General features: G+C 35.9%; 23 protein-coding genes and 1 tRNA gene. 16 read left to right on the forward strand and 8 right to left on the reverse strand.

Features of this window, described 5'->3' with window-relative positions:
* The first annotated feature begins 535 nt into the window (after nt 1–535).
* Complete coding sequence (locus K5R64_RS00005; protein ID WP_220759550.1) at nt 536–1,012, forward strand: hypothetical protein; 477 nt, start codon at nt 536–538, stop codon at nt 1,010–1,012.
* Nucleotides 1,012–1,734 (forward strand): DUF4184 family protein, encoded by a 723-nt coding sequence (locus tag K5R64_RS00010; protein WP_220759553.1) that lies wholly within the window; start codon nt 1,012–1,014, stop codon nt 1,732–1,734. The genes K5R64_RS00005 and K5R64_RS00010 overlap by 1 nt, the downstream gene beginning before the upstream one ends.
* Here the strand turns inward: K5R64_RS00010 and K5R64_RS00015 are convergent.
* Together K5R64_RS00015 and K5R64_RS00020 are read right to left on the reverse strand one after the other, a co-directional pair.
* Nucleotides 1,724–2,806 (reverse strand): glycosyltransferase, encoded by a 1,083-nt coding sequence (locus tag K5R64_RS00015; protein WP_220759555.1) that lies wholly within the window; start codon nt 2,804–2,806, stop codon nt 1,724–1,726. The two genes, K5R64_RS00010 and K5R64_RS00015, sit on opposite strands and share 11 nt — an antisense overlap.
* Nucleotides 2,803–3,762 carry a hypothetical protein gene (locus K5R64_RS00020; protein ID WP_220759557.1) on the reverse strand — a complete coding sequence of 320 codons (960 nt, stop codon included), beginning with the start codon at nt 3,760–3,762 and terminating at the stop codon, nt 2,803–2,805. Before K5R64_RS00020 ends, K5R64_RS00015 begins: the two co-directional genes overlap by 4 nt.
* A gap of 55 nt (nt 3,763–3,817) precedes the next feature.
* Here K5R64_RS00020 and ruvC point away from each other — a divergent pair, with 55 nt between their 5' ends.
* The 6 genes from ruvC to K5R64_RS00050 all read left to right on the forward strand — a co-directional run bounded on the left by ruvC (nt 3,818) and on the right by K5R64_RS00050 (nt 8,043).
* Nucleotides 3,818–4,372: a crossover junction endodeoxyribonuclease RuvC gene (gene ruvC / locus K5R64_RS00025; protein WP_220759559.1), complete on the forward strand. Its 555-nt coding sequence runs from the start codon at nt 3,818–3,820 to the stop codon at nt 4,370–4,372.
* 107 nt (nt 4,373–4,479) lie between these two features.
* Nucleotides 4,480–4,851 carry a four helix bundle protein gene (locus tag K5R64_RS00030; RefSeq protein ID WP_220759561.1) on the forward strand — a complete coding sequence of 124 codons (372 nt, stop codon included), beginning with the start codon at nt 4,480–4,482 and terminating at the stop codon, nt 4,849–4,851.
* An 89-nt stretch (nt 4,852–4,940) separates the two neighbouring features.
* Nucleotides 4,941–6,074, forward strand: a complete 1,134-nt coding sequence (gene hemW, locus K5R64_RS00035) for a radical SAM family heme chaperone HemW (RefSeq protein ID WP_220759563.1) — start codon at nt 4,941–4,943, stop codon at nt 6,072–6,074.
* A gap of 74 nt (nt 6,075–6,148) precedes the next feature.
* On the forward strand, nt 6,149–6,904 hold the full coding sequence (locus K5R64_RS00040) for a cyclase family protein (protein ID WP_220759565.1): 756 nt from the start codon (nt 6,149–6,151) through the stop codon (nt 6,902–6,904).
* Between the two features lie 32 nt (nt 6,905–6,936).
* Nucleotides 6,937–7,308, forward strand: a complete 372-nt coding sequence (locus K5R64_RS00045; protein WP_220759567.1) for an MmcQ/YjbR family DNA-binding protein — start codon at nt 6,937–6,939, stop codon at nt 7,306–7,308.
* A gap of 60 nt (nt 7,309–7,368) precedes the next feature.
* Nucleotides 7,369–8,043, forward strand: a complete 675-nt coding sequence (locus K5R64_RS00050) for a PH domain-containing protein (RefSeq protein WP_220759569.1) — start codon at nt 7,369–7,371, stop codon at nt 8,041–8,043.
* 82 nt (nt 8,044–8,125) lie between these two features.
* On the opposite strand, the gene pckA is transcribed toward K5R64_RS00050, so the two are convergent.
* Nucleotides 8,126–9,724 (reverse strand): phosphoenolpyruvate carboxykinase (ATP), encoded by a 1,599-nt coding sequence (gene pckA, locus K5R64_RS00055; protein WP_220759571.1) that lies wholly within the window; start codon nt 9,722–9,724, stop codon nt 8,126–8,128.
* Nucleotides 9,725–9,787: 63 nt separating this feature from the next.
* Nucleotides 9,788–10,174: a DUF423 domain-containing protein gene (locus K5R64_RS00060; RefSeq protein WP_220759573.1), complete on the reverse strand. Its 387-nt coding sequence runs from the start codon at nt 10,172–10,174 to the stop codon at nt 9,788–9,790.
* Between the two features lie 276 nt (nt 10,175–10,450).
* Here K5R64_RS00060 and K5R64_RS00065 point away from each other — a divergent pair, with 276 nt between their 5' ends.
* From K5R64_RS00065 to K5R64_RS00075, 3 genes are all read left to right on the forward strand, one after another.
* Nucleotides 10,451–11,821, forward strand: a complete 1,371-nt coding sequence (locus tag K5R64_RS00065) for a saccharopine dehydrogenase family protein (protein WP_220759575.1) — start codon at nt 10,451–10,453, stop codon at nt 11,819–11,821.
* Between the two features lie 392 nt (nt 11,822–12,213).
* On the forward strand, nt 12,214–12,888 hold the full coding sequence (locus K5R64_RS00070) for an alpha/beta family hydrolase (RefSeq protein ID WP_220759577.1): 675 nt from the start codon (nt 12,214–12,216) through the stop codon (nt 12,886–12,888).
* 160 nt (nt 12,889–13,048) lie between these two features.
* Nucleotides 13,049–14,380, forward strand: coding sequence for a sulfatase-like hydrolase/transferase (locus tag K5R64_RS00075; RefSeq protein ID WP_220759578.1), 1,332 nt, complete (start codon nt 13,049–13,051; stop codon nt 14,378–14,380).
* A gap of 73 nt (nt 14,381–14,453) precedes the next feature.
* On the opposite strand, the gene K5R64_RS00080 is transcribed toward K5R64_RS00075, so the two are convergent.
* A complete protein-coding gene (locus K5R64_RS00080) occupies nt 14,454–15,842 on the reverse strand; it encodes a dipeptidase (protein ID WP_220759580.1) in 1,389 nt (462 codons plus the stop codon).
* Nucleotides 15,843–16,003: 161 nt separating this feature from the next.
* Here K5R64_RS00080 and K5R64_RS00085 point away from each other — a divergent pair.
* The 4 genes from K5R64_RS00085 (at nt 16,004) to K5R64_RS00100 (ending at nt 20,118) form a co-directional block, all read left to right on the forward strand.
* A tRNA-Leu gene (locus K5R64_RS00085) sits at nt 16,004–16,085 on the forward strand.
* Nucleotides 16,086–16,726: 641 nt separating this feature from the next.
* Nucleotides 16,727–18,163: a circularly permuted type 2 ATP-grasp protein gene (locus tag K5R64_RS00090; RefSeq protein WP_220759582.1), complete on the forward strand. Its 1,437-nt coding sequence runs from the start codon at nt 16,727–16,729 to the stop codon at nt 18,161–18,163.
* A gap of 36 nt (nt 18,164–18,199) precedes the next feature.
* Nucleotides 18,200–19,153 (forward strand): alpha-E domain-containing protein, encoded by a 954-nt coding sequence (locus K5R64_RS00095; RefSeq protein WP_220759584.1) that lies wholly within the window; start codon nt 18,200–18,202, stop codon nt 19,151–19,153.
* Between the two features lie 5 nt (nt 19,154–19,158).
* Nucleotides 19,159–20,118 carry a transglutaminase family protein gene (locus K5R64_RS00100; protein WP_220759586.1) on the forward strand — a complete coding sequence of 320 codons (960 nt, stop codon included), beginning with the start codon at nt 19,159–19,161 and terminating at the stop codon, nt 20,116–20,118.
* Between the two features lie 76 nt (nt 20,119–20,194).
* Here K5R64_RS00100 and ahcY read toward each other — a convergent pair whose 3' ends face one another.
* Entirely contained in the window at nt 20,195–21,511 is a 1,317-nt protein-coding gene (gene ahcY / locus K5R64_RS00105) for an adenosylhomocysteinase (RefSeq protein ID WP_220759589.1), read from the reverse strand.
* A gap of 249 nt (nt 21,512–21,760) precedes the next feature.
* Here ahcY and K5R64_RS00110 point away from each other — a divergent pair, with 249 nt between their 5' ends.
* Entirely contained in the window at nt 21,761–22,399 is a 639-nt protein-coding gene (locus tag K5R64_RS00110) for a 4'-phosphopantetheinyl transferase superfamily protein (protein ID WP_220759591.1), read from the forward strand.
* Between the two features lie 24 nt (nt 22,400–22,423).
* On the opposite strand, the gene K5R64_RS00115 is transcribed toward K5R64_RS00110, so the two are convergent.
* Both K5R64_RS00115 and K5R64_RS00120 read right to left on the reverse strand, forming a co-directional pair.
* Entirely contained in the window at nt 22,424–22,813 is a 390-nt protein-coding gene (locus K5R64_RS00115) for a group III truncated hemoglobin (protein WP_220759593.1), read from the reverse strand.
* Nucleotides 22,814–23,095, reverse strand: coding sequence for a hypothetical protein (locus K5R64_RS00120; RefSeq protein ID WP_220759595.1), 282 nt, complete (start codon nt 23,093–23,095; stop codon nt 22,814–22,816).
* Nucleotides 23,096–23,142: the final 47 nt, after the last annotated feature.

The raw sequence follows: 23,142 nt of genomic DNA on the forward strand, positions 1-23,142 counted from the left end.
TTTAATAATTCCAGATAGGATTCCACGCTAATTTGTTTTTAGCAAATATCTATATTTTTATTAAATCCTCCCCAAGTTTTGTTCCTGATCCCAAACTTGCCTCTAAGGGGGAAATCTTGAATTGTGATTTCCTCCGAAAAACCTTTAGAGACTAATTCCATTGAATCAAACTCTTTTGGAGGCTTTGATTTTTCTTCGAAATACAAGTGTAGGTTTTCCTCTGAATTTTTAAAAGAGTTCAAATCGAAATGCTCAACTAAAAATTCAGGTAATATGAGTTTTAATAATTCCAGATAGGATTCCACGCTAATTTGTTTTTAGCAAATATCTATATTTTTATTAAATCCTCCCCAAGTTTTGTTCCTGATCCTATTAAGCTCAAATGTAGTCAATTGATTGTTGTAAGGATATTGCATCGCTTACTTCCGTATTATGATTTTATTTTGAAGAGCATAAAATTAGCAGTGTTCAATTTGTTACAAATAAAATAATTGTATTTTTATGCACAATTTAAGTTTAATCGAAACTCAAAATTTTGAAGTATTACATCTTTTTTATCATTATTTTCTTTTTTAATTCTTGTCAATATTTTGACAAGCAATTCCCTTCGGAAAAGGAATTATTGCAAAAAGAGTTGAATACAATCAACTGGAAAGAAGTTGATGAATATCCGTCCTTTGTGGATTGTAACCAAATGGAAGGGAAGGAAGAACGTCAAAAATGTTTCTTCCAGTTTTTGACCGAGTTAATTCAAGAGAAAATCCGAATCGATACCCTTGCCACCTTATATCCAGAACTAGATACAATTGAGGTAAAAGTAACGGTTTATCCTAATTCACGTATTCAGTTCGAACCTTTGTTCCCAAAAGATTCGGTTGCTTATGATAAGGTGAAAATTGACAGTATTCTTAAAAGAAGATTGGTTGGTTTTCCTAAAGTGAATCCTGCTATCAAACGTGGAATTCCCGTAAAAACACAATTTATTTTACCTGTAATTCTTAAAGTAGAGTAATGCCTTTTACATTTTCACATCCTGCTGTAGTTTTGCCTTTTTTAGATAATAAAAAAATTTCTGCATCAGCCTTGATTGTAGGAACAGTTTCACCTGATTTATGGTATTTTTTCACCATGGGTTTAGCAGGAGGAATAAGTCATACTCTTTTAGGTGTTTTTGTTGTTGATTTACCATTAAGTATATTGACTTTATTTCTTTTTCATTTAATTGTCAAAAAGGCCTTGCTTCAAAATTCACCTTTTTTTATACAGTCAAGAACGCAACAATTACAACATTTTGATTGGATAAAGTATTTTAAAATGAATTATGTCACGGTAATTCTATCTATAATTTTTGGAGCTTTGACACATTTAGGTTTGGATTCATTAACGCATTGTGATGGTTATTTTGTAATGAACTTCGAGTTTTATAGTTCAATTTTTTTAGGAATTCCGTTTTTTGTCTATGTCCATCTTATATTTTCTATCATTGGTTTGATTTTGATTTTCAATTATTTTTTTAAACTTCCAGTTTCAAAACAGAAAATATATGAAGTGAAAAAATCGTATTGGATATGGAGTGTAATAGTAGCAACAATAGTTTTTTTTCTGAAACATCCTTTTGAATTACCAACCGATAAGAATGGAATACAAACATTGTTAGTGGTTTTGTTTTCGTCTTTTAATATTGGTCTTATAAGTGTTTCATTAATTTTCAAGAATAAGAGTTCTATTTCGTAAACAATCGATCCTTCCATTCGTATTTTCCAAAGAGACTGTACAAAGCTACAGTAATTGACCAAAAAGGATAGAAAATACTACTCGCTATTAAAAATCGGGTGGGCTGACTTAAAAATCTATTGAATTGTAAAATCAAAATGGCATCAATAATTATTTTGAACAAAAATAAAACAAGAATAGTCAAAGGACTCACGAGGAAAAGTCCCAATATGATTGCCAAATTCCCCATAAAAACGATTATTCCCAATCCTTTTCCAAAATTACTTTGATAAGAAGTCGTTTTGGCTGCCCAACGCACTCTTTGTTGGAATAAAGAATCCCAATCATCCAAAGGTTTTGTGGTCACAATGCTGTTTTTTGATTTTAAATAATGTACTCGTTCAGGAGCATGAGTTATCGCTTTTTGCAATAAAAAGACATCGTCACCACTGGCAATTTTTTCGTTCCCTTCAAAGCCGTTTAAGGTTTTAAATAATGATTTGGTATAAGCCAGATTAGCGCCATTGCACATAAACCCTTTATGTAGTCCAAAACTTCCTATCGTGGCTCCTTGTAAACTAGCCAAGTCTAATTGTTGAAAATGATGTAAAAACGACGTTTGGATTTGGTAACTTACTGCGCCAGCTAGCATTTGGACTTGATTTTCTTGAATGTAATTATCAAAAGTCAATAACCAATTTTCAGGAACAATACAATCTGCATCCGTAGTAATCACCCAATCCGTATTGACTCGTTGCATTGCTGTGGTTATCGCATCTTTTTTTGGCGAATTCGAAATGCGATTGTTTTGGATGATTTGAATCCTGAATCCTAAATCCTGAATCTTGAATTTTTCCGTTGAGTCATCATCAACCAAAATCACTTCAAATAAATCGGTTGGGTAATTTAGTTTCGAAAGACTTTCTAGTAACAGCGGTAAGTTTTCGGCTTCGTTTCGAAACGGAACAATAATGGTAAACGAAGTCTTGGGGTTTAAGGTGATTCGGCTATAGGATTTTATTTGAGTAAAGCCATAACTTAATGCGACAATGGCTAGGGAATAGGTTATAAAAATACCAACCAACAGGATCATGCTTCTGAAGTTAAGGGAATACGATTGTTATTGAAACTTAGCACATAAAAACTTCCAATAAGTACGGGAAGGACCACATTCAAAAACCACATTAAGGTTGAAACGAAAATGATAATCCATTCGTTAACCCCCAAAAAACCAAAGAAAAACAAAGCGACACTCCCTTTGACGGCAAATTCTAAAAACTGAAAGCTAGGCAAGGACGAAGCTAAAAAATAGACACTGGTAACCGCAGCCATTAATGTACAATATGGAAGGTCAACATTAAACGCTAAAAACAAAAAATAGTATTGATGCGAAAAAACCAAATAGCGACACAATCCTAGTAATAGGTTGCGTTGATGAATAGCTTTAGGAATGTCGTTAATTTTTCGAATCATTTTTTCTATTGAATACCCTTTAAAACTTGCTTTTTTAATCGAAAAAAGAAGGGTGAAAACTACCGTGATTATTCCCAATAGCGCCCAAACTTTTTCAGGGGTGATGATGTGAAAATGAGCGTTAAAATACAACAAACCAACGAGTCCAAAAAGTACCGTTAGGACCATCTGGATGCCATTGCAAAGCAGGTTTAGAAAGATGATTTTTTTAGTTTCTTTTTTGTTAAAATACAACGCTTTTCCGGCATATTCGCCTACGCCGTTAGGAGTGAAAACACCTGCTGTCAATGCTGCTAACACTTGTTTGGTCGACTCTGAGGTGGAGATGGGATGTACATAGGAAACCAAATTTTTCCATTTTAAAATTTCAAAATACCGATTCAAAACACTCAATAATAAAATAAAGCTAATGCCTGCAACCGATTGGTTTTTTTGGAAAACCTGAGTGAATTGTATCCAGTCGAGTTGGTTGTTGTTAGCCAATTGATGGTAAACAAAATAAAATGCACTACCTACAATCAAAAGTTTGACTAGAAGTACAAGGAATTGTTTAGCTTTGTGTGAAATCGAAATCATCGGGGGCAAAGTAACAAAAACTTTGAATTAGAACCCTTAACTTGAAATAAAACTTTTGGCTAACGAACGCATTATATTAGGAATAGACCCCGGAACCACTATTATGGGTTTTGGTTTGATACGTGTCATCAATAAGAAAATGGAATTTGTACAACTCAATGAATTGCAGTTGTCAAAATATGACAATCATTATCAAAAGCTAAAAATCATTTTTGAGCGCACCATCGAATTAATCGATACCCATCATCCTGACGAAATTGCCATTGAAGCCCCTTTTTTTGGTAAAAATGTCCAATCGATGTTGAAACTCGGTCGTGCCCAAGGTGTAGCGATGGCAGCGGGTCTATCTAGAGATATCCCGATTACCGAATACGAACCCAAGAAAATAAAAATGGCAATTACCGGAAACGGAAATGCCAGCAAAGAACAAGTCGCCAAAATGCTCCAACAACTTTTAGGATTGAAACAATTGCCTAAAAACCTCGATTCTACTGACGGATTAGCAGCAGCAGTTTGTCATTTTTTTAATTCGGGGAAAACTGTTGTTGGTAAAAGCTACTCTGGTTGGGATGCTTTTGTGAAACAAAATGAAGAACGAGTTAAAAAATAGTGAGCAGTGATTAGTATTTAGTGATCAGTTATGATAGATTGATTAGAAAACTAATCAGTATTCGGAATTATAGTATTCAGTTTTATTTCGAATTAAAAAACTAAATTATGAGATTTCAAGATTTATTGGCATATAAAAAGTCTTTTGCATTAGCGATGAAGATTTTTGAAATAACAAAAACATTTCCAAATGAAGAAACCTATTCTTTGACAGACCAAATTCGTCGCTCTTCACGAAGTGTTCCTGTGACAATTGCAGAGTCCTACCGAAAAAGAATTTATCCAAAACATTTTTACAGCAAATTAACTGATTCGGATGGAGAGAATTCAGAAACACAAGTTTGGTTAGAGTTTGCCTTAGCATGCAACTATATATCTGAGTCACTTTATATAGAACTTACATCTGAAAGTGTAGAAATTGGAAAATTGATAAATTATATGTTGTTAAATCCTGAAAAATTCGGGTCTAAAAAAGAGTAAAAATGTAGTGGTTAGTTATTCTTAATACTAAAAAACTGACCACTCTTTAACTGACCACTGATCACTTAAAAAAACTGACCACTAATTTTATGTCTGGTATCTACATCCACATCCCTTTTTGCAAGCAAGCATGTCATTATTGCGACTTTCATTTTTCGACTTCGATGAAAAAGAAAGACGAAATGGTTTTGGCTTTGGCCAAAGAAATTTGCTTGCGCAAAAAGGAATCGGCAAACGAGAATATTGAAACCATTTATTTTGGTGGTGGAACGCCTTCGGTATTGAGTTCAGATGAAATTAATTTTCTGATTGAAACCGTTTATGAAAATTATACCGTTGTAGCAAATCCTGAAATTACGCTAGAAGCCAATCCAGATGATTTGTCCAGCGAACGAATCATAGCATTTTCAAAAAGTAAAATCAATAGATTGTCAATTGGAATTCAGTCTTTCTTTGAAGCCGATTTGCAAATGATGAATCGCGCCCATAATTCGGCTGAAGCCAAAAGGTGTTTGGAAGAAGCAACCCAATATTTTGATAATATTTCGCTCGATTTGATTTACGGAATTCCAGGCATGAGCAACGAAAAATGGAAACAAAATATCCAAACTGCTTTGTCTTTCGGTATTCCGCATATTTCGAGTTATGCTTTGACTGTGGAACCAAAAACAGCCTTACATAAATTGATTCAAACGGGCAAAATTTCCGAACCTCAAGAGGATGTGGCTTCGGAACATTTTATGATTTTGGTCGAAATGCTTGAAGCCAATGACTTTATTCATTATGAGTTATCCAATTTTGGAAAAGAAAACTATTTTTCCAAAAACAATTCGAGTTATTGGTTGGGTAAAAAGTATATCGGAATCGGTCCATCAGCACATAGTTATGATGGGGTTTCCAGAAGTTGGAATATTGCCAACAACAGTTTGTACATCAACTCCATTCAGAATGACGAATTACCATCCGAAAAAGAAATTTTATCAATAGCTGACCGATACAATGAATATATCATGACAGGTTTACGCACAATTTGGGGCGTTGACTTGAACCGAATTGAAACCGAATTTGGGAAAACCTATTTGGATTATTTGCTTCAACAAGCACAAAAATTCCTCGATGATGATTTGGTTTTCATTCAAAACAACATCCTAAAACCCACCAAAAAAGGAAAGTTTTTGACGGATGGAATAGCAAGTGATTTGTTTTACTTAAATTTGGAATAACAAATTCACCGCTAAGGCACAAGGGCGCAAAGAAATTAGCTCCTTTGCGCCATAGCGGTTAAAAAAATAATACGGTGTTAGCAACAATAAACAACATCCAAGTCGATTTATCAAAACCTATTGATATTTCCATCCCATTGACCAATACGGATGCCAATCCGATTGCGTGGTATTTGGACAAACCTAAAATAGAACCTGTTGTTATTGGGGATTGGGTTGGGAAAGTGTCAGAAGGGAAATCATCGACGAATTTCAACAACATACAATTCAATCCTCACGCTCATGGCACGCATACGGAGTGTTTGGGACATATTACCCGAGATTTTTATAGTGTCAATCAATCGTTGAAAACCTTTTTCTTCTGGGCAGAATTGATTTCTGTAGAACCTGAAAGTCTAGTGGGTGATTTGGTAATTACAAAAAACCAGATTGAAAAAGCCTTGGCTAACAAAACGCCCGAAGCTCTTGTTATCCACACCTTGCCAAATTTGGATTCCAAAAAACATACAAATTATTCACATACCAATCCACCGTACTTGACAGAAGAAGCGGCGGTATTCATTCGCGAAAGCGGTATCAAACATTTGCTGATTGACTTACCCAGTGTGGATAAAGAAAATGACGAAGGGAAATTATTGGCACACAAAGCCTTTTGGAATGTCAAAGACATCCATCATTTGAATGCTGATGCACGTTTGGATTGTACCATTACCGAGATGATTTTTGTACCCAATGAAATTCAGGATGGCAGCTATTTGTTGAATTTACAAATTGCTTCGTTTGAAAATGACGCGAGTCCTAGTAAACCTGTTTTATATGCTCAATTATAGTTTTTTTATTTTCCATCTTTAAGACTAAAAAAATGAATCTAGAAACCTATTACGAATACTGTTTGTCTAAAAAAGGGGTAACCGAACACTTCCCTTTTGATGAAGATACTTTGGTTTTTAAAGTAGGTGAAAAAATGTTTGCTTTGTCTTCGTTGAAACAGTGGGAAATGGGAAATCCTTCTGTGAATTTAAAATGTAATCCCGAGCGAGCTTTGGAGTTGCGAGCAGAATACGATGCGGTGCAACCGGGCTATCACATGAGCAAAATTCATTGGAATACGATTGCTATTAATCAAGATGTGGATGACTCTTTAATCAAAGAACTAATCGATCACTCTTATGATTTGGTTTTTAAAAGTTTAACTAAAAAAAAGCAAATCGAAATCACCGAAATTAAAAATTAGCAATTACATTTGTTTCGAAATATTGAAAGAAAAATTGACATTAAAATAAATCATCATAGCATGAAAGAACAAATAAAAAAGTTTTTGAATGAAGACCAAGATCCTAAGGCGATTGAGAAAATAACCTCAAAATTGCAGGATTTATTAATGAAAAATGAAGAAGTGGGTTACATTGGTGTTCAAAAAAAACCAGCGATAACTGTTTTTCCGGATAGTATTGTATTGACTAACAAACGTATTATTTTGTGCAAACCTAAAAATTTAGGATTGTCGATGGATTTTGTAGATTACGATTGGGAAGATGTGGCAGCAGCTTTTGTAAAAGAAAATTTGTTGGGTTCTGATTTTTCTTTTTCGACCAAAAGTGAACTGACCATTTCTATTGATTATATCCCAAAAACACAGGCTAGAAAATTATATACTTTTGCCAAAGAGCAAATGGATAATTTGAAAAATACTGCCACTGCGCCTGTTGAAGCAGTAGAAGAGATAGCAACTGATGTTGAAGAAGTGGAAACCGAAGAGGTAACTCATTTTGCTGAAATTGTATCAGTGATTCCTCCTGAATTTAATTCGAATGAATTCAATACAACTACCAAAGAAAGACCTTTGAGTGAATTATCACAAGACGAATTATTTGAAAAACTTCAGAATTACAAAAAACTACTCGATAACGGATTGATTCTTCAAGGAGAGTACGATGCGTACAAAAAAGAGATTTTGAGTTATATGTAGGTTGTTTAAAAGTCAAAAAGATAGTGCTTTGAATAAAAAAAGTCTTAAAGTTGAATTTCAATTTTAAGACTTTTTTTGTGACTTACACTTTTGGCGCTCCAGTCAAAATTTCATCATTAGCAAATTCCATAAACTGAGTAAAGTTATTTTGGAATTTTTGCGCCAGTTCAATTGCTTTTAGATCGTATAAATCCTTGTCTTTCCAAGTGGCTCTTGGGTTCAAAATTTCGTTAGGTACATTCGGACACGATTGCGGAATAGCAATACCAAATACTTCATGGTTCACATATTCCACTTCGTTCAATTCGCCATTCAAGGCCGCATCAATCATCGCACGAGTGTATTTTAATTTCATTCGGTTTCCTGTTCCATAAGCACCACCCGTCCAACCTGTATTGATTAACCAAACAGTGGCATCGTCTTCTTTTATTTTTTGACTCAACATTTCGGCATAACGTGTGGGATGTAACGGCATAAAAGGAGCACCAAAACAAGCCGAAAAATTAGGCTGCGGTTCAGTGATTCCTGCTTCGGTACCCGCAATTTTTGCAGTATAGCCTGAAATAAAATGATACGCTGCTTGTCCAGGAGTCAATCGAGCGATAGGAGGAAGAATTCCAAAAGAATCAGCCGTTAAGAAAAATATATTTTTAGGATTTGAGCCAATAGAACCAAGTTGGATGTTGTCAATATGTTCAATAGGATAGCTCACACGGGTATTGGGCGTAATCGAAATATCGCTATAATCCACTTCATTTGTTCCCAATTTAAAAACAACATTTTCTAGTAACGCACCTTTCCGAATAGCTCTGTAAATATCGGGTTCGTTTTCTTCTGATAGGTTGACAACTTTGGCATAACAACCGCCTTCAAAATTAAAAACAGTGTTTTCCTTAGTCCAGCCGTGTTCGTCATCTCCTATTAATTTGCGTTTGGGGTCGGCTGAAAGCGTGGTTTTCCCCGTGCCGGATAATCCAAAAAAGATAGCGGTTTCGCTATTTACTCCCACATTGGCACTACAATGCATCGAAAGAATCTTTTCGTTTACTGGAAGAATAAAATTCAAAGCAGAAAAAACGCCCTTTTTCATTTCTCCTGTATAACCTGTACCACCAATGATAATCATCTTGCGACTGAAATTCAAAATGGAAAAATTCCCTTGACGAGTTTTATCCGTTGCTGGGTTGGCTACAAAACTTGGTGCGCAAATCAACGTCCAATCGCTTTCAAAATGTTCTAATTCTGCTTTGCTTAGTCGCAAAAACATATTGTGACAAAATAGGTTTGCCCAAGGCGTTTCGGTAATAACGCGTACATTCAAACGGTAATGAGGATCAGCACATACATAACCATCCCGAACAAACAATTCTTTATTAGACAGGTAAGCGGTAAGTTTGTCATACAAAGCATCAAAAGCATCCGACTCAAAAGGAATATTGATTTCGCCCCACCACACCTCGTTTTCGGTAATGGCATCTTTGACAATAAAACGGTCTTTAGGGGAACGTCCTGAAAATACTCCAGTGTTAATAACCAAAGCACCTGAAGCGCTTTCCGTTCCTTGATAGTAATCGAGTGTGCGTTGGTGTAATTCGTCAGCGGATAATTGGTAGTGAATTTTGGCGTTTACGATTCCTATCTCGTCAAGATTCGGACGGTATTTGATGGCATTGTTGTTCATAAAGGTTGGCTTTTAAGTATGAGTATTCATAGCTTAAAGATAACCATTTATAAGCAGAAAAGCTTAGGATTTGCCTTTAAAATAATTGAAAAATACCATCGACCAACCTACAATAATCAAGAAACCACCAATAGGAGTTACAAAACCAATTGTTTTAAAATCAAAAGGCGTCAGATAGTTCGTCGCCAATCCATAAATAGAACCTGAAAAGAGCACAACTCCTGAAACGACAAGGTAAAAAACCGTTTTTTTAGTTTTTTCGGTGAGCATTTTAAACGTAGGTAAAAGCAACAAAAAAATGGCTTGGTACATTTGGTAACGCACTCCCGTTTCAAAAGTGGCTAATAGTTCAGGAGTTAATACTTTCTTTAAAGCATGAGCGCCAAAAGCCCCTAAAATTATTGCTACCATTCCCATTAATGCACCTGTCCCTATTATCTTTTTATCCATCATTATATTTTTTTTGAATTACAAAAATATCTTTTTTTTACCGCTAAAACGCTAAGGCACTAAAATAATATATAGCTATTTAAAATCTTAGTGACCTTTGTGTCTTCTTAATGAGCTTTCTTTTTAAACCAAAAATCTTAGTGTCTTTATGGCTAGAAAATTCTGTACCCTTACACCAGTTGACAAAAAACTTTGTGCCCTTTACCCAACCTTTGTGCTCTTTGCGGTCAAACCCCAAAACTTATTTTGTAATTTTGTTTAAAAAGCTAAAATTCCATGAGTACAAGCCAACACAGAACCATTTTAATTATCGGCGCAGGGCGGTCGGCCTCTTCTTTAATTCGGTATTTATTAGAAAAATCCGAAGCCGAAAATTTACGTCTTTTGATAGCAGATATGTCGTTGGAATTGGCTCAAAAAAAGACCTTAAACCACACCAATGCCACAGCAATGGCTCTTAGTATTTTTGACGAAAGTCAGCGTCAAAAAGCCATTCAACAAGCCGCAATTGTCATTTCGATGTTGCCTGCTCATTTGCATATTCAAGTGGCTCGAGATTGTGTGAAGTTCAAAAAACACTTGGTAACGGCCTCTTACATCAGTGATGAAATGCAGGCTTTGGATGCCGATGTCAAAGCGAATAATTTGATTTTCATGAACGAAATTGGGTTGGACCCTGGGATTGATCACATGAGCGCCATGAAGGTGATTGACGAAATACGAGATAAAGGAGGCAAAATGCTACTTTTTGAATCTTTTTGTGGCGGACTTGTCGCTCCTGATTCGGATACTAATTTATGGAATTACAAATTCACTTGGGCACCACGCAATGTGGTTTTGGCAGGACAAGGCGGTTCTGCGAAGTTTCTTCAAGAAGGCACTTATAAATACATTCCGTATTGTAATTTGTTTCGAAGAACAGAATTTTTAGAGGTGGAAGGTTTTGGAAAATTTGAAGCTTATCCCAATCGAGATTCCCTCAAATATCGCTCTGTGTATGGACTCGATGATGCCCTGACGTTGTATAGAGGAACCATCCGTCGGGTGGGTTTTTCCAAGGCTTGGAATATGTTTATCCAACTAGGAATGACCGATGATACCTATGTCATGGAAGGTTCTGAGAACATGAGTTACCGCCAATACGTCAATTCATTTTTGCCTTACCATCCAACGGATTCAGTGGAAATTAAACTCCGACTGCTGCTCAAAATCGACCAAGACGATATCATGTGGGAAAAATTAGAAGAACTCGATTTATTTAATGATAAAAAAATAGTAGGAATCCCAAATGCAACACCCGCACAAATCCTCGAAAAAATATTGACTGACAGTTGGACACTTCAACCTTCGGACAAAGACATGATTGTGATGTATCACAAATTTGGATTTGAACTTGAGGGTCAAAAACAACAAATCGATTCCAAAATGGTTTGCATTGGTGAAGACCAAACCTATACTGCTATGGCAAAAACCGTAGGGTTGCCTGTTGCGATGGTCTGTTTGCTCATATTAAACGGAAAAATCAAAGCATCAGGTGTGCAATTGCCTATTCAAAAAGAAGTGTATCAACCGATTCTCAAAGAGTTAGAACATTACGGCGTTAATTTCAAAGAAGAACTGATGCCTTATTTTGGGTATCAAATTTAGCAGTGGTATTTCAATAGGCTATTAAGAATGGGGTGCAGTTTGAAATTGATTTTCTCAAACGAATTCTAATCGAGATGATGCTTTAAATGCAAATCCTTATGAATCCATAATCAGGGTTCCCCCTACGCACCTAAATAAACATAGAAATTAAATTATATAACCCGTTGGGTGTAATTAGTTTTTGATGATGTTTCTTCGTCAGTTCGAGTAAATTTTCAGAAAATGCGAATAGCTTTTTCTGAAAATTTGTATCGAGAACAAGAAAAACATGATTAAAAACGGTTCTCGATACATTTTTTGTTCCGTTTCTCTCCACAAAAAACACTCGAACTGACGTTTTTAATAATTACACCCAACGCGTTTATATAATACTCTTTTAAAAATAATTAAGAATGGAAACCAAACCCAAAGTGGTTTTTTTAGTAGGTCGAGACAATTGGCAAAATGATGTTGATTTGAATCAAAAACTCTTTGAATATTTAAACCAAACACCTCACGAAATCGTATGGGAAGACGAAATATGGAGGCCCGTACATAGACTGATTTTATTTCAAAACCAACTAAAATGGTTGCCTTCAACGCTGAAAACGCTACACTTGAGACTGTTTCAAATAAGTTATGCTGTTTTTCATTGGGATTATTTAAAATGTTTGTTGCTGTCCAAAGGTGTCTCAGTTCATTTTCGTGCTAATAAGTTAAAAAAAGAGCTGATAAAATTAGGAGAGACAAATGATATTATTGTACTCTCAAGATCAGCTGGAGGGCGATTTGCATCCTTAATTGCTGATGAATTAGTTGCTGTAAAACACATCATCTGTTTAGGGTATCCTTTTCAACATCCTGGAAAAAGCGCAGAACCTGAAAGATACCTGCACCTTAAAAATTTAAAAACGCCTATGTCCATTATTCAAGGAGACAAAGATGAATACGGTGGAATAGAAATTCAAAACCAATATGAATTAAGTCCTGCCATTGATTTGGTTTTTATGGATGCCGACCATGAATTTAATGTCAATGAAGAAATTTGGAAAGATGTAATCCAAAGAATTGACACTGTTTTAAATTGAAAATGAGCAACTAGATAATGATTTTTTTATTTCTAGTGAAAACCGAATGATTTTTTAAAAACTACCGTCTAAGTGAAAGTATTTTGTAAACCAATGATGTTCGTTTAAGTTGAGTTTTCAAAAAAAAAGTAGCAACATTTTTAAATTTTAATTTAATGGTATGGGAGTAATTAAAAAAATCGGATGCTTGTCCTTGTTGTCCATGTCTGTTCTATTGTCTTGCGGCGGGGCCGATGCAACACCAGAAACAACTGGAAAAACAAATCCACCTAATATTGTATTTATCATCGCTGATGATATGGGTTGGGATGTTTTTGGGAAACACATTGGTAGTAGTGAAAACAAAGCAAAAACACCTGTTATTGATTCGTTGGCTACACAAGGGGTTACTTTTACCAATTTTTGGGCAAATCCCGAGTGCTCACCTACTAGAGCGGCTATACTAACAGGGAAATACGGTTTCAGAACGGGTATTGGAGGAGTCGAAGCCCCTCAGGTAGGGTATTTAAAAAGTACCGAAACAGTAATCCATAAATACATTACGGACAAAACAGCTAATGCGTATGCAACCGCGCATATAGGCAAATGGCATGTGAGTTTGAATAGTGATTTGAAGGCTCCTGAAAATTTTGGGATTCAATATTTTTCTGGGTTTTTAAGAGGAGGTGTAACCGATTATTATAATTGGACTCAAGTGAGTAATGGTGTTGAGTCTAATGTTTCGACCTATGCGACCACTCATTTTGTAAATCAATCCGTTGCTTGGATTCAAAAGCAAACCAAGCCTTTCTTTTTATGGTTGGCTTTTAATGCCCCACATTCCCCTTTTCACAGACCGCCTTTGTCGTTAATTTCAGATCAAACTTTAAGCGAGTCGGCTAGTGCTATTAGTGCCAATCCATTTCCGTATTATTTAGCGGCCATCGAAGCGATGGATAAAGAAATTGGGCGCTTGATTCACTCCATGACTACAGCACAAAGAGAAAATACCATTTTTGTTTTTATTGGTGACAATGGTACGCCGCCTCGAGTAGCCAAAACCCCTTATACCTCTTCAAGGGTCAAAAGCACCTTGTATCAGGGTGGGGTCAATACGCCTTTGATTATATGCGGTAAAAATGTAAGTCGCAAAAATCAAATTGAAACAGCTTTGGTACAAGCCCCCGATTTATTTGCTACGTTTGCTGATATGGCTACAACTGGTACAACAGCCTATCAAGACGGAATGAGTATTAAGCCCTTGTTGTCTAGTGGAGCGAGTCCGCAACGAAATTATACCTATAGTGAATTGTTTACTTCTGTAGGATATGCTAATGAAGGTTATACTTTGCGCAATCAGAATTATAAATTAATTCATCTCACTAGTGGTACGGAATATTTTTATAAAATCGATACCGATCCTTTTGAACAAGTGAATTTGCTTTTGCAACCGTTAACTTTGGAGGCGCAACAAAATCTAGATAATTTACGTCAAATAAAAACAAAGTTGTAACACGTTTGAATTTGGGTTTAAAATAAAAAAAGGAATAAAAAAGTCCGTTGTTTTCTGGCAACGGACTTTTTATTTATTGGTGTAACTCAGTAAAATATTTATAAAACAACGGAATCGTTTCAATGCCTTTTAGGTAATTGAAGATTCCAAAATGCTCATTGGGAGAGTGAATGGCATCACTGTCCAGTCCAAATCCCATCAGAATCGTTTTGCTTTTTAATTCTTTTTCAAACAAAGCAACAATAGGAATGCTTCCACCTGAACGCACAGGAATAGCAGGAATGCCAAAGGTTTGGGTATAGGCCTTGTTTGCGGCTTGGTATCCAATGCTGTCAATAGGGGTGACATACCCTTGGCCTCCGTGGTGTGGTTTTACCTTGACAGTTACTCCTGCTGGCGCAATGGAAAGAAAATGTTTGGAAAATAATTCGGTGATTTCCTCCCAATCTTGATTCGGGACTAATCGCATCGAAATTTTAGCAAAAGCTTTACTGGCAATAACGGTTTTAGCACCTTCGCCAGTATAGCCGCCCCAAATTCCGTTAACGTCTAGGGTAGGTCTAATGGAGTTGCGCTCGTTCGTTGTATAACCTTCTTCTCCATAAACGGCGTTAAGGTCAAGCGCTTTTTTATAGGCTTCGATGTCAAAAGGGGCTTTGGCCATTTCGAGTCTTTCTTCATTTGATAATTCTTCAACCTTATCATAGAAACCCGGAATTGTAATGCGATTGTTCTCATCATGAAGCGAGGCAATCATCTTCGCTAAAATAGTGATGGGATTAGCGACTGCGCCACCATACAAACCAGAGTGTAAATCTCTGTTTGGCCCTGTCACTTCCACTTCAACATAACTCAATCCTCGTAATCCCGTAGTGATGGAAGGTTGTTGGTTTGAAATCATTCCTGTATCCGAAATCAAAATGACGTCGTTTTGAAGTTTTTTAGTATTGTTTTCTACAAATTTTTTCAGGTTAACGCTGCCTACTTCTTCTTCGCCTTCAATCATGAATTTGACATTGCAAGGCAAGCAATTGTTTTGCATCATGTATTCAAAAGCTTTGACGTGCATGTACATTTGACCTTTGTCATCACATGCTCCGCGGGCAAAAATGGCGCCTTCTGGATGAATTTCGGTGGTTTTAATTTCGGGTTCAAATGGGGGAGAAGTCCATAATTCTAATGGGTCGGCGGGTTGTACGTCGTAATGACCGTAAACTAAAACGGTGGGTAGGGCGGGGTTTATTATTTTTTCGCCGTACACGATGGGGTAACCATCAGTTTCACATATTTCAACAAAATCGCAACCTGCCTTTTCGAGACTTTTTTTAACGGCTTCAGAGGTGTCAATCACATCTTGCGAAAAAGCGGGGTCAGCACTTACGGAAGGAATTTTTAATAATTCTATGAGTTCTTTGATAAAACGTTCCTTATTTTCTTGAATGTACTGTTTTATATTGTCCATTGGTTTGTAAACTTTTAGGTACTTTCAAAAATACAAAAAAATGGCAAATATTTTTTTTGAATTATTGCTTTGAATATTGGAACTTATCCTTATATTTGCACCCACAAACGGTGATTCACCGGAAAACCTCTAGAAAAATTAAATTTTACAGAGGCAATTAAGCGGATATGGCGAAATTGGTAGACGTGCCAGACTTAGGATCTGGTGCCGCAAGGCGTGTAGGTTCGAGTCCTATTATCCGCACTAAAAACCCAAAATACTTAGTATTTTGGGTTTTTTGCTTTTATGGCCTATTGGGTTCAACCGAGATTAAGCAGTTGTATTCGTCGGGTGATTAAATTTTTCAATAAATTCAGGCACTCCGAAATTTTTTAAAGAAAGAATAGTAAACTATTTGCTTCACCAGTTCGAGCATAACTCTCGGGTCAATGACTAAAAATGGAGTAAGCGCTTTTATTTCAAAAAATAAAGTTGAGAGAGGTTTCTATTATGGAATTTGGATTTAAGCTAGACATACTCTTTTATAAAGCCTATTCATCATGCAAAGGTTTTTGTGTTCAGAAGAATATGCGCTTCCTGAATTTTTACACCTCCAATTTTAGTATGCTTTTTAAGTTCGAATAGGATTTGACAGATAAGGCATAGTACTTTGTAACTACACGGTAATAGATTTTTTTAAAACGATAAAATAGCAATTTGTAAAAAAATTGGGCTTGAAAAACACGAATCGTTAAAAAACTGAAACTTAAAAATCAAAATCTTAATTATTGAAAAATAAACAGTAAAAACGATTTTTTAAATAATAAAAATAGGTAAATTAGTTTTTTATATATGTATTTTATATTAAAAATCAGTTTTGTTTAAATTTTTAATAATTAGAGGGTATGATAAAATTAACGCCAAATTTAAACCCGAAAGGATGGGATGAGATGTTTTCTAAAGAAGGAGTGAGAGAACCATATCGTCAAGTACTTCAAACATTAGAAAGTTTAAACTTAGAGAAGCTTACGCAAAAACAAAGACAAGCTTCGGAAATTTTCATGAATCAGGGAATCACTTTTACCGTTTATAGTGATAATGAGGAAGGTATCGAAAGAATATTTCCTTTTGATATTATTCCGAGAATTATAACGAAAAGAGATTGGCTTGAAGTTGAATCAGGAATTGCACAGCGCTTAAAGGCACTTAATTTGTTTTTGGAGGACATTTACAACCAGCAATTGATTATCAAGGACGGAATTCTACCCGCTTCTTTGATTGCGTCCTGCCCTCATTACATTCCAGAAGTTCAAGGAATCAAATTGCCTCACGACATTCATGTGCACATTGCAGGAATTGATTTGATTCGAGGTGCCGAAGGTGAATTTTATGTATTGGAAGACAATTTACGTTGTCCAAGTGGCGTAAGTTACATGCTTGAAAATCGCGAAATCACCAAACGTGTTTTTCCAGAAATGTTCAAAAGCAACAATGTGAGTATGGTGGTCAATTACCCGATGATTTTTCACAATATTCTGGTTTCGCTTTCGCCAAGAGCCATTTCCAATCCCAATGTTGTCTTGTTAACCCCCGGAATTTATAATTCGGCATATTATGAGCATACTTTTTTGGCAAGACAAATGGGAATTCCCTTAGTAGAAGGACGTGATTTAGTTGTAAATAATAATAAAGTTTATATGAAAACTACATCAGGTTTGCATCAAGTGGATGTTATTTATAGACGTTTGGATGATGAATATTTAGACCCATTAGTTTTTAAACCCGATAGTACTCTTGGTATCCCAGGGCTTATCAGTGCTTACAAAGCCGGTAATGTTGCTTTGGTTAATGCCGTAGGAAATGGTGTTGCCGATGACAAAGCAGTTTATGCGTATGTTCCTCAAATGATTAAGTATTATTTGAACGAAGAGCCCATTTTGAAAAATGTTCCTACTTATCAAATGGAAAACAAGGAAGAACGCGAACATGTTTTTGCAAATATGGAAAGCATGGTCATTAAAGAGACCAATCAAAGTGGGGGGTACGGAATGATTATGGGTAACAAAGCAACTCAAGAAGAACTAGATAAGGCTAAAGTAGCCATTATTGATAATCCGCGAAATTTTATTGCTCAACCTATTATCCAGCTTAGTACTGTGCCTTGTTTTATTGATGGCGAACTCAAATTGCGCCATGTGGATTTACGACCTTATGCGCTATGTGGTCCTAAAGGAGTCGAAATTGTACCGGGTGGTTTAACACGTGTAGCACTAACTGAAGGCTCTTTGGTGGTGAATTCTTCGCAAGGAGGTGGTAGTAAGGACACTTGGATTATGAAGTAACAATCTGATTTTTTTTCACTTTTAAACGATACTTTTATGGAAGCAAATATGCTCAGCCGAGTGGCCGATGGCATCTATTGGCTTAATAGATACATGGAACGAACAGACGGTATGCTGCTCACCCTCAATACACTTTATATTATGTCATTTGACCAAGAAACAAATGACCATCAAGGCTATAAGCCCATGTTAGAATATTACACTGATTTGTCTGATGAGGAAATCAATCAAGTGCAATACAATACCAATTATGTTTTAAAATACATTATTTGTGATGCTAAAAATATCAATTCGGTAAAAAATCTTATTACAAAAGCGCGTGAAAACGCAAGAGGTTCTCAGGATAAAATTACCAAAGAACTTTGGGAACACATCAACTCAATGTATCATTTTATCAATGCTCCCGAACTCCCGCAACGGTTAGAAACGGCCGAGGCTATTGGGATTTTGTCTAAATTAAATAAGGATTTCTTATTGTATAATGGTATTTTTCATGTAACAATGCCACGCGGATTGGGTTGGTGTTTTTCAAGCATTGGTAAAAATCTAGAACGCTGTTTGCAAACCATTACCTTCACCCAATCGTATTACAAGCCAATTAATTTTAATCTAGAAGGAGAGGAGGATTTACTTTACTGGAGGAAGTTGTTGCTTTCGTTATCGGGATATGAATTGTACATGAAAAGTTATAGTAACATTCCACACAACCGCAAAGTAGTTCAACAAGTTATCTTTAATAAAGATTTTGCTCATTCTGTAATTTACACCTTGGGACTTATTGAAACGAGTATCAATTGTTTGTTTAAAGACAATCATTTAAGCGAAGCACGAACCATGCGCAACCATTTTGGGCGTCTTAAGAGTGCGGTAGAGTTTACAGATTATCATCATCTCACCAATCAACAATTGCAACACATACTCGAAGATACCAAAGCACAATTAAATGCTTTTTCCACAGATTTTTCTAAATTATTCTTTTCATACACCTAACCACAATGGCAGTTTTTAAAATCGTTCACATTACAAAATACCAATACAATTGGCCTATCAAAGAGAGCATAAACGAGATTCGTTTGTTTCCGCATCATTTTGAAAATCAAGACGTATTGCAGTACCAACTTTTGATTACCCAAAACCCTGAAGTCATTTTTTCAGAAGATTATCACGGGAACAGAGTGGGGAATTTTAATATTTTGGAGGCACATACGGAAATGAGTATTGAAAGCCGAATGTTGGTGCGGGTCAATCATTCGCTCAAAATCCCTGAAGTGGATCATGCAACGGTAAGCGATTTAAAAAATGAAAAAGAGAAAAGTATTGCTTTGCTTCGGTTTTCTTATCCCGAAATTATAAGTAAACAAGATGAAATAGACCAAATCTTAGCTGCAATAGGGGGCCAAAATAAAACTATTATTGCATTGGCACAAGCCTGTAGCGAATACATCTATACTCATTTTACTTATACAAAAGGTATTACCACGATTCATACGACACTGGACGAAATTTTAGAAATAAAAAAAGGAGTTTGCCAAGATTTTGCGCATGTCTTACTTCAGTTAATGCGTACGCTAGGAATTCCTGCTCGGTATGTAAGTGGTTATATTTGTCCAAATCAAAGCGGTATGCGAGGTGAAGGTGCCACTCATGCTTGGGTAGAGGTCTATTCCCCCGTACAAGGTTGGCTGGGCATTGACCCAACCAATAATATTTGGACGATGGACAACCATGTCAAACTATCTGTGGGATTAAATTTTTCCGACTGTACTCCTGTAAAAGGAACTTTTAAAGGATTAGCCAAGCAAACATTATCTGTATGTGTTTCAATTGGCTATGAGGATGGTAGCCATTTTGAAGAAATCAATGACGTACAACTGCAAGAGGTTTCAACCGAAGTGCAGGAACAATTAGATTATATTGATAATTTGTACCAACAACAAGTACAACAGCAGCAATAAATTAAAAACCCTTACATTCCGAAACTTCGGAATTGTAAGGGTTGTTATCTTAATACTTAGTACTAAAACCTTAATACTAATATCTGTAATATTCTGGTTTGAATGGACCTTCTACTGGAACACCGATATAAGCTGCTTGGTCTTCGCGTAAGGTTTCCAATTCTACACCTAATTTAGCCAAGTGTAAAGCGGCAACTTTTTCATCAAGGTGTTTTGGTAACATATACACTTCGTTTTTGTAAGCAGCACTGTTTTTCCACAATTCGATTTGTGCCAAAGTTTGGTTAGTGAATGAGTTAGACATTACAAAACTTGGGTGACCTGTAGCACAACCAAGGTTTACCAAACGTCCTTCGGCCAAGATGATGATATCGTTTCCGTTGATGGTATATTTGTCAACCTGAGGTTTGATTTCGATTTTTGAAGCACCGTGGTTTTTGTTTAACCAAGCCATATCGATTTCGTTATCAAAGTGTCCGATGTTACAAACAATCGTTTTGTCTTTCATTTGTTCAAAATGCTCTCCAAGAACGATATCTTTATTTCCTGTAGTTGTAATGATGATGTCCGCATTAGCAATTACAGTGTTTAATCTTTTTACTTCATAACCGTCCATTGCTGCTTGTAAAGCACAAATAGGATCGATTTCAGTTACCGTCACGATAGAACCAGCACCTCTAAAAGAAGCAGCAGTTCCTTTTCCTACGTCACCATATCCACAAACAATCACTCTTTTTCCTGCTAACATGATATCAGTAGCACGACGTACTGCATCCACAGCCGATTCTTTACAGCCGTATTTGTTGTCAAATTTAGATTTAGTTACAGAGTCGTTTACGTTGATTGCAGGCATTGGCAAAGTTCCGTTTTTCATTCTTTCGTATAAACGGTGAACTCCTGTAGTAGTTTCTTCTGATAATCCTTTGATTCCAGGGACTAATTCTGGGTAACGGTCGATAACCATATTAGTCAAATCACCACCATCATCCAAAATCATGTTCAATGGTTTTCTTTCTTCACCAAAGAATAATGTTTGCTCAATACACCAGTCAAATTCCTCTTCGTTCAACCCTTTCCAAGCATACACCTGAATTCCTGCAGCAGCAATGGCAGCAGCAGCTTGATCTTGAGTTGAGAAAATGTTACAAGAGGACCAAGTCACTTCAGCACCAAGAGCAATCAAAGTCTCGATTAAAACTGCTGTTTGGATAGTCATGTGTAAACATCCTGCAATACGAGCTCCTTTAAGCGGTTGTTCGTCTTTGTATTCTGCACGAAGTGCCATTAAACCTGGCATTTCAGCCTCGGCTAATTCAATTTCTTTTCTTCCCCAAGCCGCTAGAGAAATGTCTTTTACTTTGAAAGCCACAAAAGGCGTAGTTGTAGTACTCATTTATAGTATATTTGTAATTGTAAAATTTTTTGCAAATTTACGGAATAAGTTATGATTTAAAAAGGATTCACAAATATTTATGAATTGTTGATGAGTCTAAGTTTTTAAAAACCAGTAAAATATAAATTCAGTTTCAAATTAGTAAGGAGTATTTTCTATTTGTTAGGGAATAAATTTCAAGTGTAGGTAAGGACAAATACTAGAAATGAACAGCTAATAAGACTTGAAAACCAGCAATTCTACGATACAATGCCATTATTTAAAAATTATTTTTTTGATTCCAAAACTCAAATTCTCGTATGGAAAATTACCGAAACCTACGACGAACTGTTTAATGGGGTTGTCCTGAATATGAAAAACAGGGAGCGTCTCAACGGAATGAAGTCTGAGTTGCACCAGCGTGGATTTTTGAGCGTGCGTAAACTGTTGCAAGAAGCTGGATACAATGATTTGGAGTTGTATTACGACGAATTTGGGAAACCTAATCTTAAAGATGGAACGTTCATTTCCATCACCCATTCGCATGAGTTTTCAGCAATTATCATTAGTGATAAACCGGTAGGGGTTGATATCGAATTGTATCGTGAAAAAATTATCCGAATTGCGGATAAATTCATTAGTTCCGAAGCACAGTTTTTAACTATTGATGATAAAGAAGCTTATATTAAAAAATTAACTGCGATTTGGGGTGCCAAAGAAGCAATTTTTAAAATCCAAAACGAGAGAGGCATCAGTTTCAAAAAACACATTACAGTACTTCCTTTTGAATTACAGGAAATTAAAACTACTGCAAATCTTACTTTTGGAGCCGTTCAAAAACAGTTTCATGTGTTTTATGAATCGGTAGAAAATTTTGGATTGGTTTATGCTTTTGAAAAAGAGGGTTAGGAGTTAGGTGTTTAGGGTACTTGTTCAATGGGTGCTTCGGTTTTTGAAAAGTTCCAAATAAATAAAAGTTCCCATTTTTCGGGCCCTTCTTTTTAAAATAACCACATTTTCTCCTTCAAACAATTCGTCAAGTGTTTGTGCCCAATGGTTCAGCCAAATGCCAAATTCGTTAGGCCCAATGGTTCCTCCAAAATGGCTGTCCACTTCCACATGAGCTTGTAGCGGATTACCTTTGTACACGCGACTCCCAAAAAGATTGTTTTCCCAAAAATCAGTCAATTTTTCCAGATGTTCCTCCCAATCTTGAATCGTTTCGTTAAAATAAAAACCTATTTCTTTGTCGGCTCTAATTTTGTCATAAAAAGTATGAATCAAGAGTGAGAGGTCTTTTCTGTTGGTGATATCTGTTAGCATTTACAAGTGGTTTAGTAAAATCAAAATCAAATTTACAATAACACTAGCATTAAGCATATTGAAAACTACTTTATGTTTCATTTGTGCCAAAATAAAAGTGTTGGCAAGCATGCTGATTAATACAATTAGTGTCAATTGGAACATTTGTAATGCTGAGGTTCCGTTAGCAAGTACTGCCATAGCAGCGATTCCGCCCAAACAACTTTGTCCTAATATGCCAATAGTGGCATAACCAAAATAACCGTTGTCAAAAATACCGAATGTTTTGTTGTAAAGTGTCATAATGTTGGTTTTTAATTTGTTATGACAAAGGTAATGTGCTAAAAAAA

The sequence above is a fragment of the Flavobacterium sp. UMI-01 genome (assembly GCF_019656315.1).
Lineage (GTDB): Bacteria > Bacteroidota > Bacteroidia > Flavobacteriales > Flavobacteriaceae > Flavobacterium.

What these genes read in the sequence shown, in the direction of transcription:
- K5R64_RS00060 (WP_220759573.1), bottom strand. Translation starts at nt 10,174, where the DNA reads ATGGATAAAAAGATAATAGGGACAGGTGCATTAATGGGAATGGTAGCA.
- K5R64_RS00015 (WP_220759555.1), bottom strand. Translation starts at nt 2,806, where the DNA reads ATGATCCTGTTGGTTGGTATTTTTATAACCTATTCCCTAGCCATTGTC.
- K5R64_RS00050 (WP_220759569.1), top strand. Translation starts at nt 7,369, where the DNA reads ATGAAAGAACAAATAAAAAAGTTTTTGAATGAAGACCAAGATCCTAAG.
- K5R64_RS00065 (WP_220759575.1), top strand. Translation starts at nt 10,451, where the DNA reads ATGAGTACAAGCCAACACAGAACCATTTTAATTATCGGCGCAGGGCGG.
- K5R64_RS00100 (WP_220759586.1), top strand. Translation starts at nt 19,159, where the DNA reads ATGGCAGTTTTTAAAATCGTTCACATTACAAAATACCAATACAATTGG.
- pckA (WP_220759571.1), bottom strand. Translation starts at nt 9,724, where the DNA reads ATGAACAACAATGCCATCAAATACCGTCCGAATCTTGACGAGATAGGA.
- hemW (WP_220759563.1), top strand. Translation starts at nt 4,941, where the DNA reads ATGTCTGGTATCTACATCCACATCCCTTTTTGCAAGCAAGCATGTCAT.
- K5R64_RS00095 (WP_220759584.1), top strand. Translation starts at nt 18,200, where the DNA reads ATGGAAGCAAATATGCTCAGCCGAGTGGCCGATGGCATCTATTGGCTT.
- K5R64_RS00045 (WP_220759567.1), top strand. Translation starts at nt 6,937, where the DNA reads ATGAATCTAGAAACCTATTACGAATACTGTTTGTCTAAAAAAGGGGTA.
- K5R64_RS00020 (WP_220759557.1), bottom strand. Translation starts at nt 3,762, where the DNA reads ATGATTTCGATTTCACACAAAGCTAAACAATTCCTTGTACTTCTAGTC.
- K5R64_RS00110 (WP_220759591.1), top strand. Translation starts at nt 21,761, where the DNA reads ATGCCATTATTTAAAAATTATTTTTTTGATTCCAAAACTCAAATTCTC.
- ahcY (WP_220759589.1), bottom strand. Translation starts at nt 21,511, where the DNA reads ATGAGTACTACAACTACGCCTTTTGTGGCTTTCAAAGTAAAAGACATT.
- K5R64_RS00070 (WP_220759577.1), top strand. Translation starts at nt 12,214, where the DNA reads ATGGAAACCAAACCCAAAGTGGTTTTTTTAGTAGGTCGAGACAATTGG.
- K5R64_RS00120 (WP_220759595.1), bottom strand. Translation starts at nt 23,095, where the DNA reads ATGACACTTTACAACAAAACATTCGGTATTTTTGACAACGGTTATTTT.
- K5R64_RS00030 (WP_220759561.1), top strand. Translation starts at nt 4,480, where the DNA reads ATGAGATTTCAAGATTTATTGGCATATAAAAAGTCTTTTGCATTAGCG.
- K5R64_RS00075 (WP_220759578.1), top strand. Translation starts at nt 13,049, where the DNA reads ATGGGAGTAATTAAAAAAATCGGATGCTTGTCCTTGTTGTCCATGTCT.
- K5R64_RS00080 (WP_220759580.1), bottom strand. Translation starts at nt 15,842, where the DNA reads ATGGACAATATAAAACAGTACATTCAAGAAAATAAGGAACGTTTTATC.
- K5R64_RS00010 (WP_220759553.1), top strand. Translation starts at nt 1,012, where the DNA reads ATGCCTTTTACATTTTCACATCCTGCTGTAGTTTTGCCTTTTTTAGAT.
- K5R64_RS00115 (WP_220759593.1), bottom strand. Translation starts at nt 22,813, where the DNA reads ATGCTAACAGATATCACCAACAGAAAAGACCTCTCACTCTTGATTCAT.
- K5R64_RS00090 (WP_220759582.1), top strand. Translation starts at nt 16,727, where the DNA reads ATGATAAAATTAACGCCAAATTTAAACCCGAAAGGATGGGATGAGATG.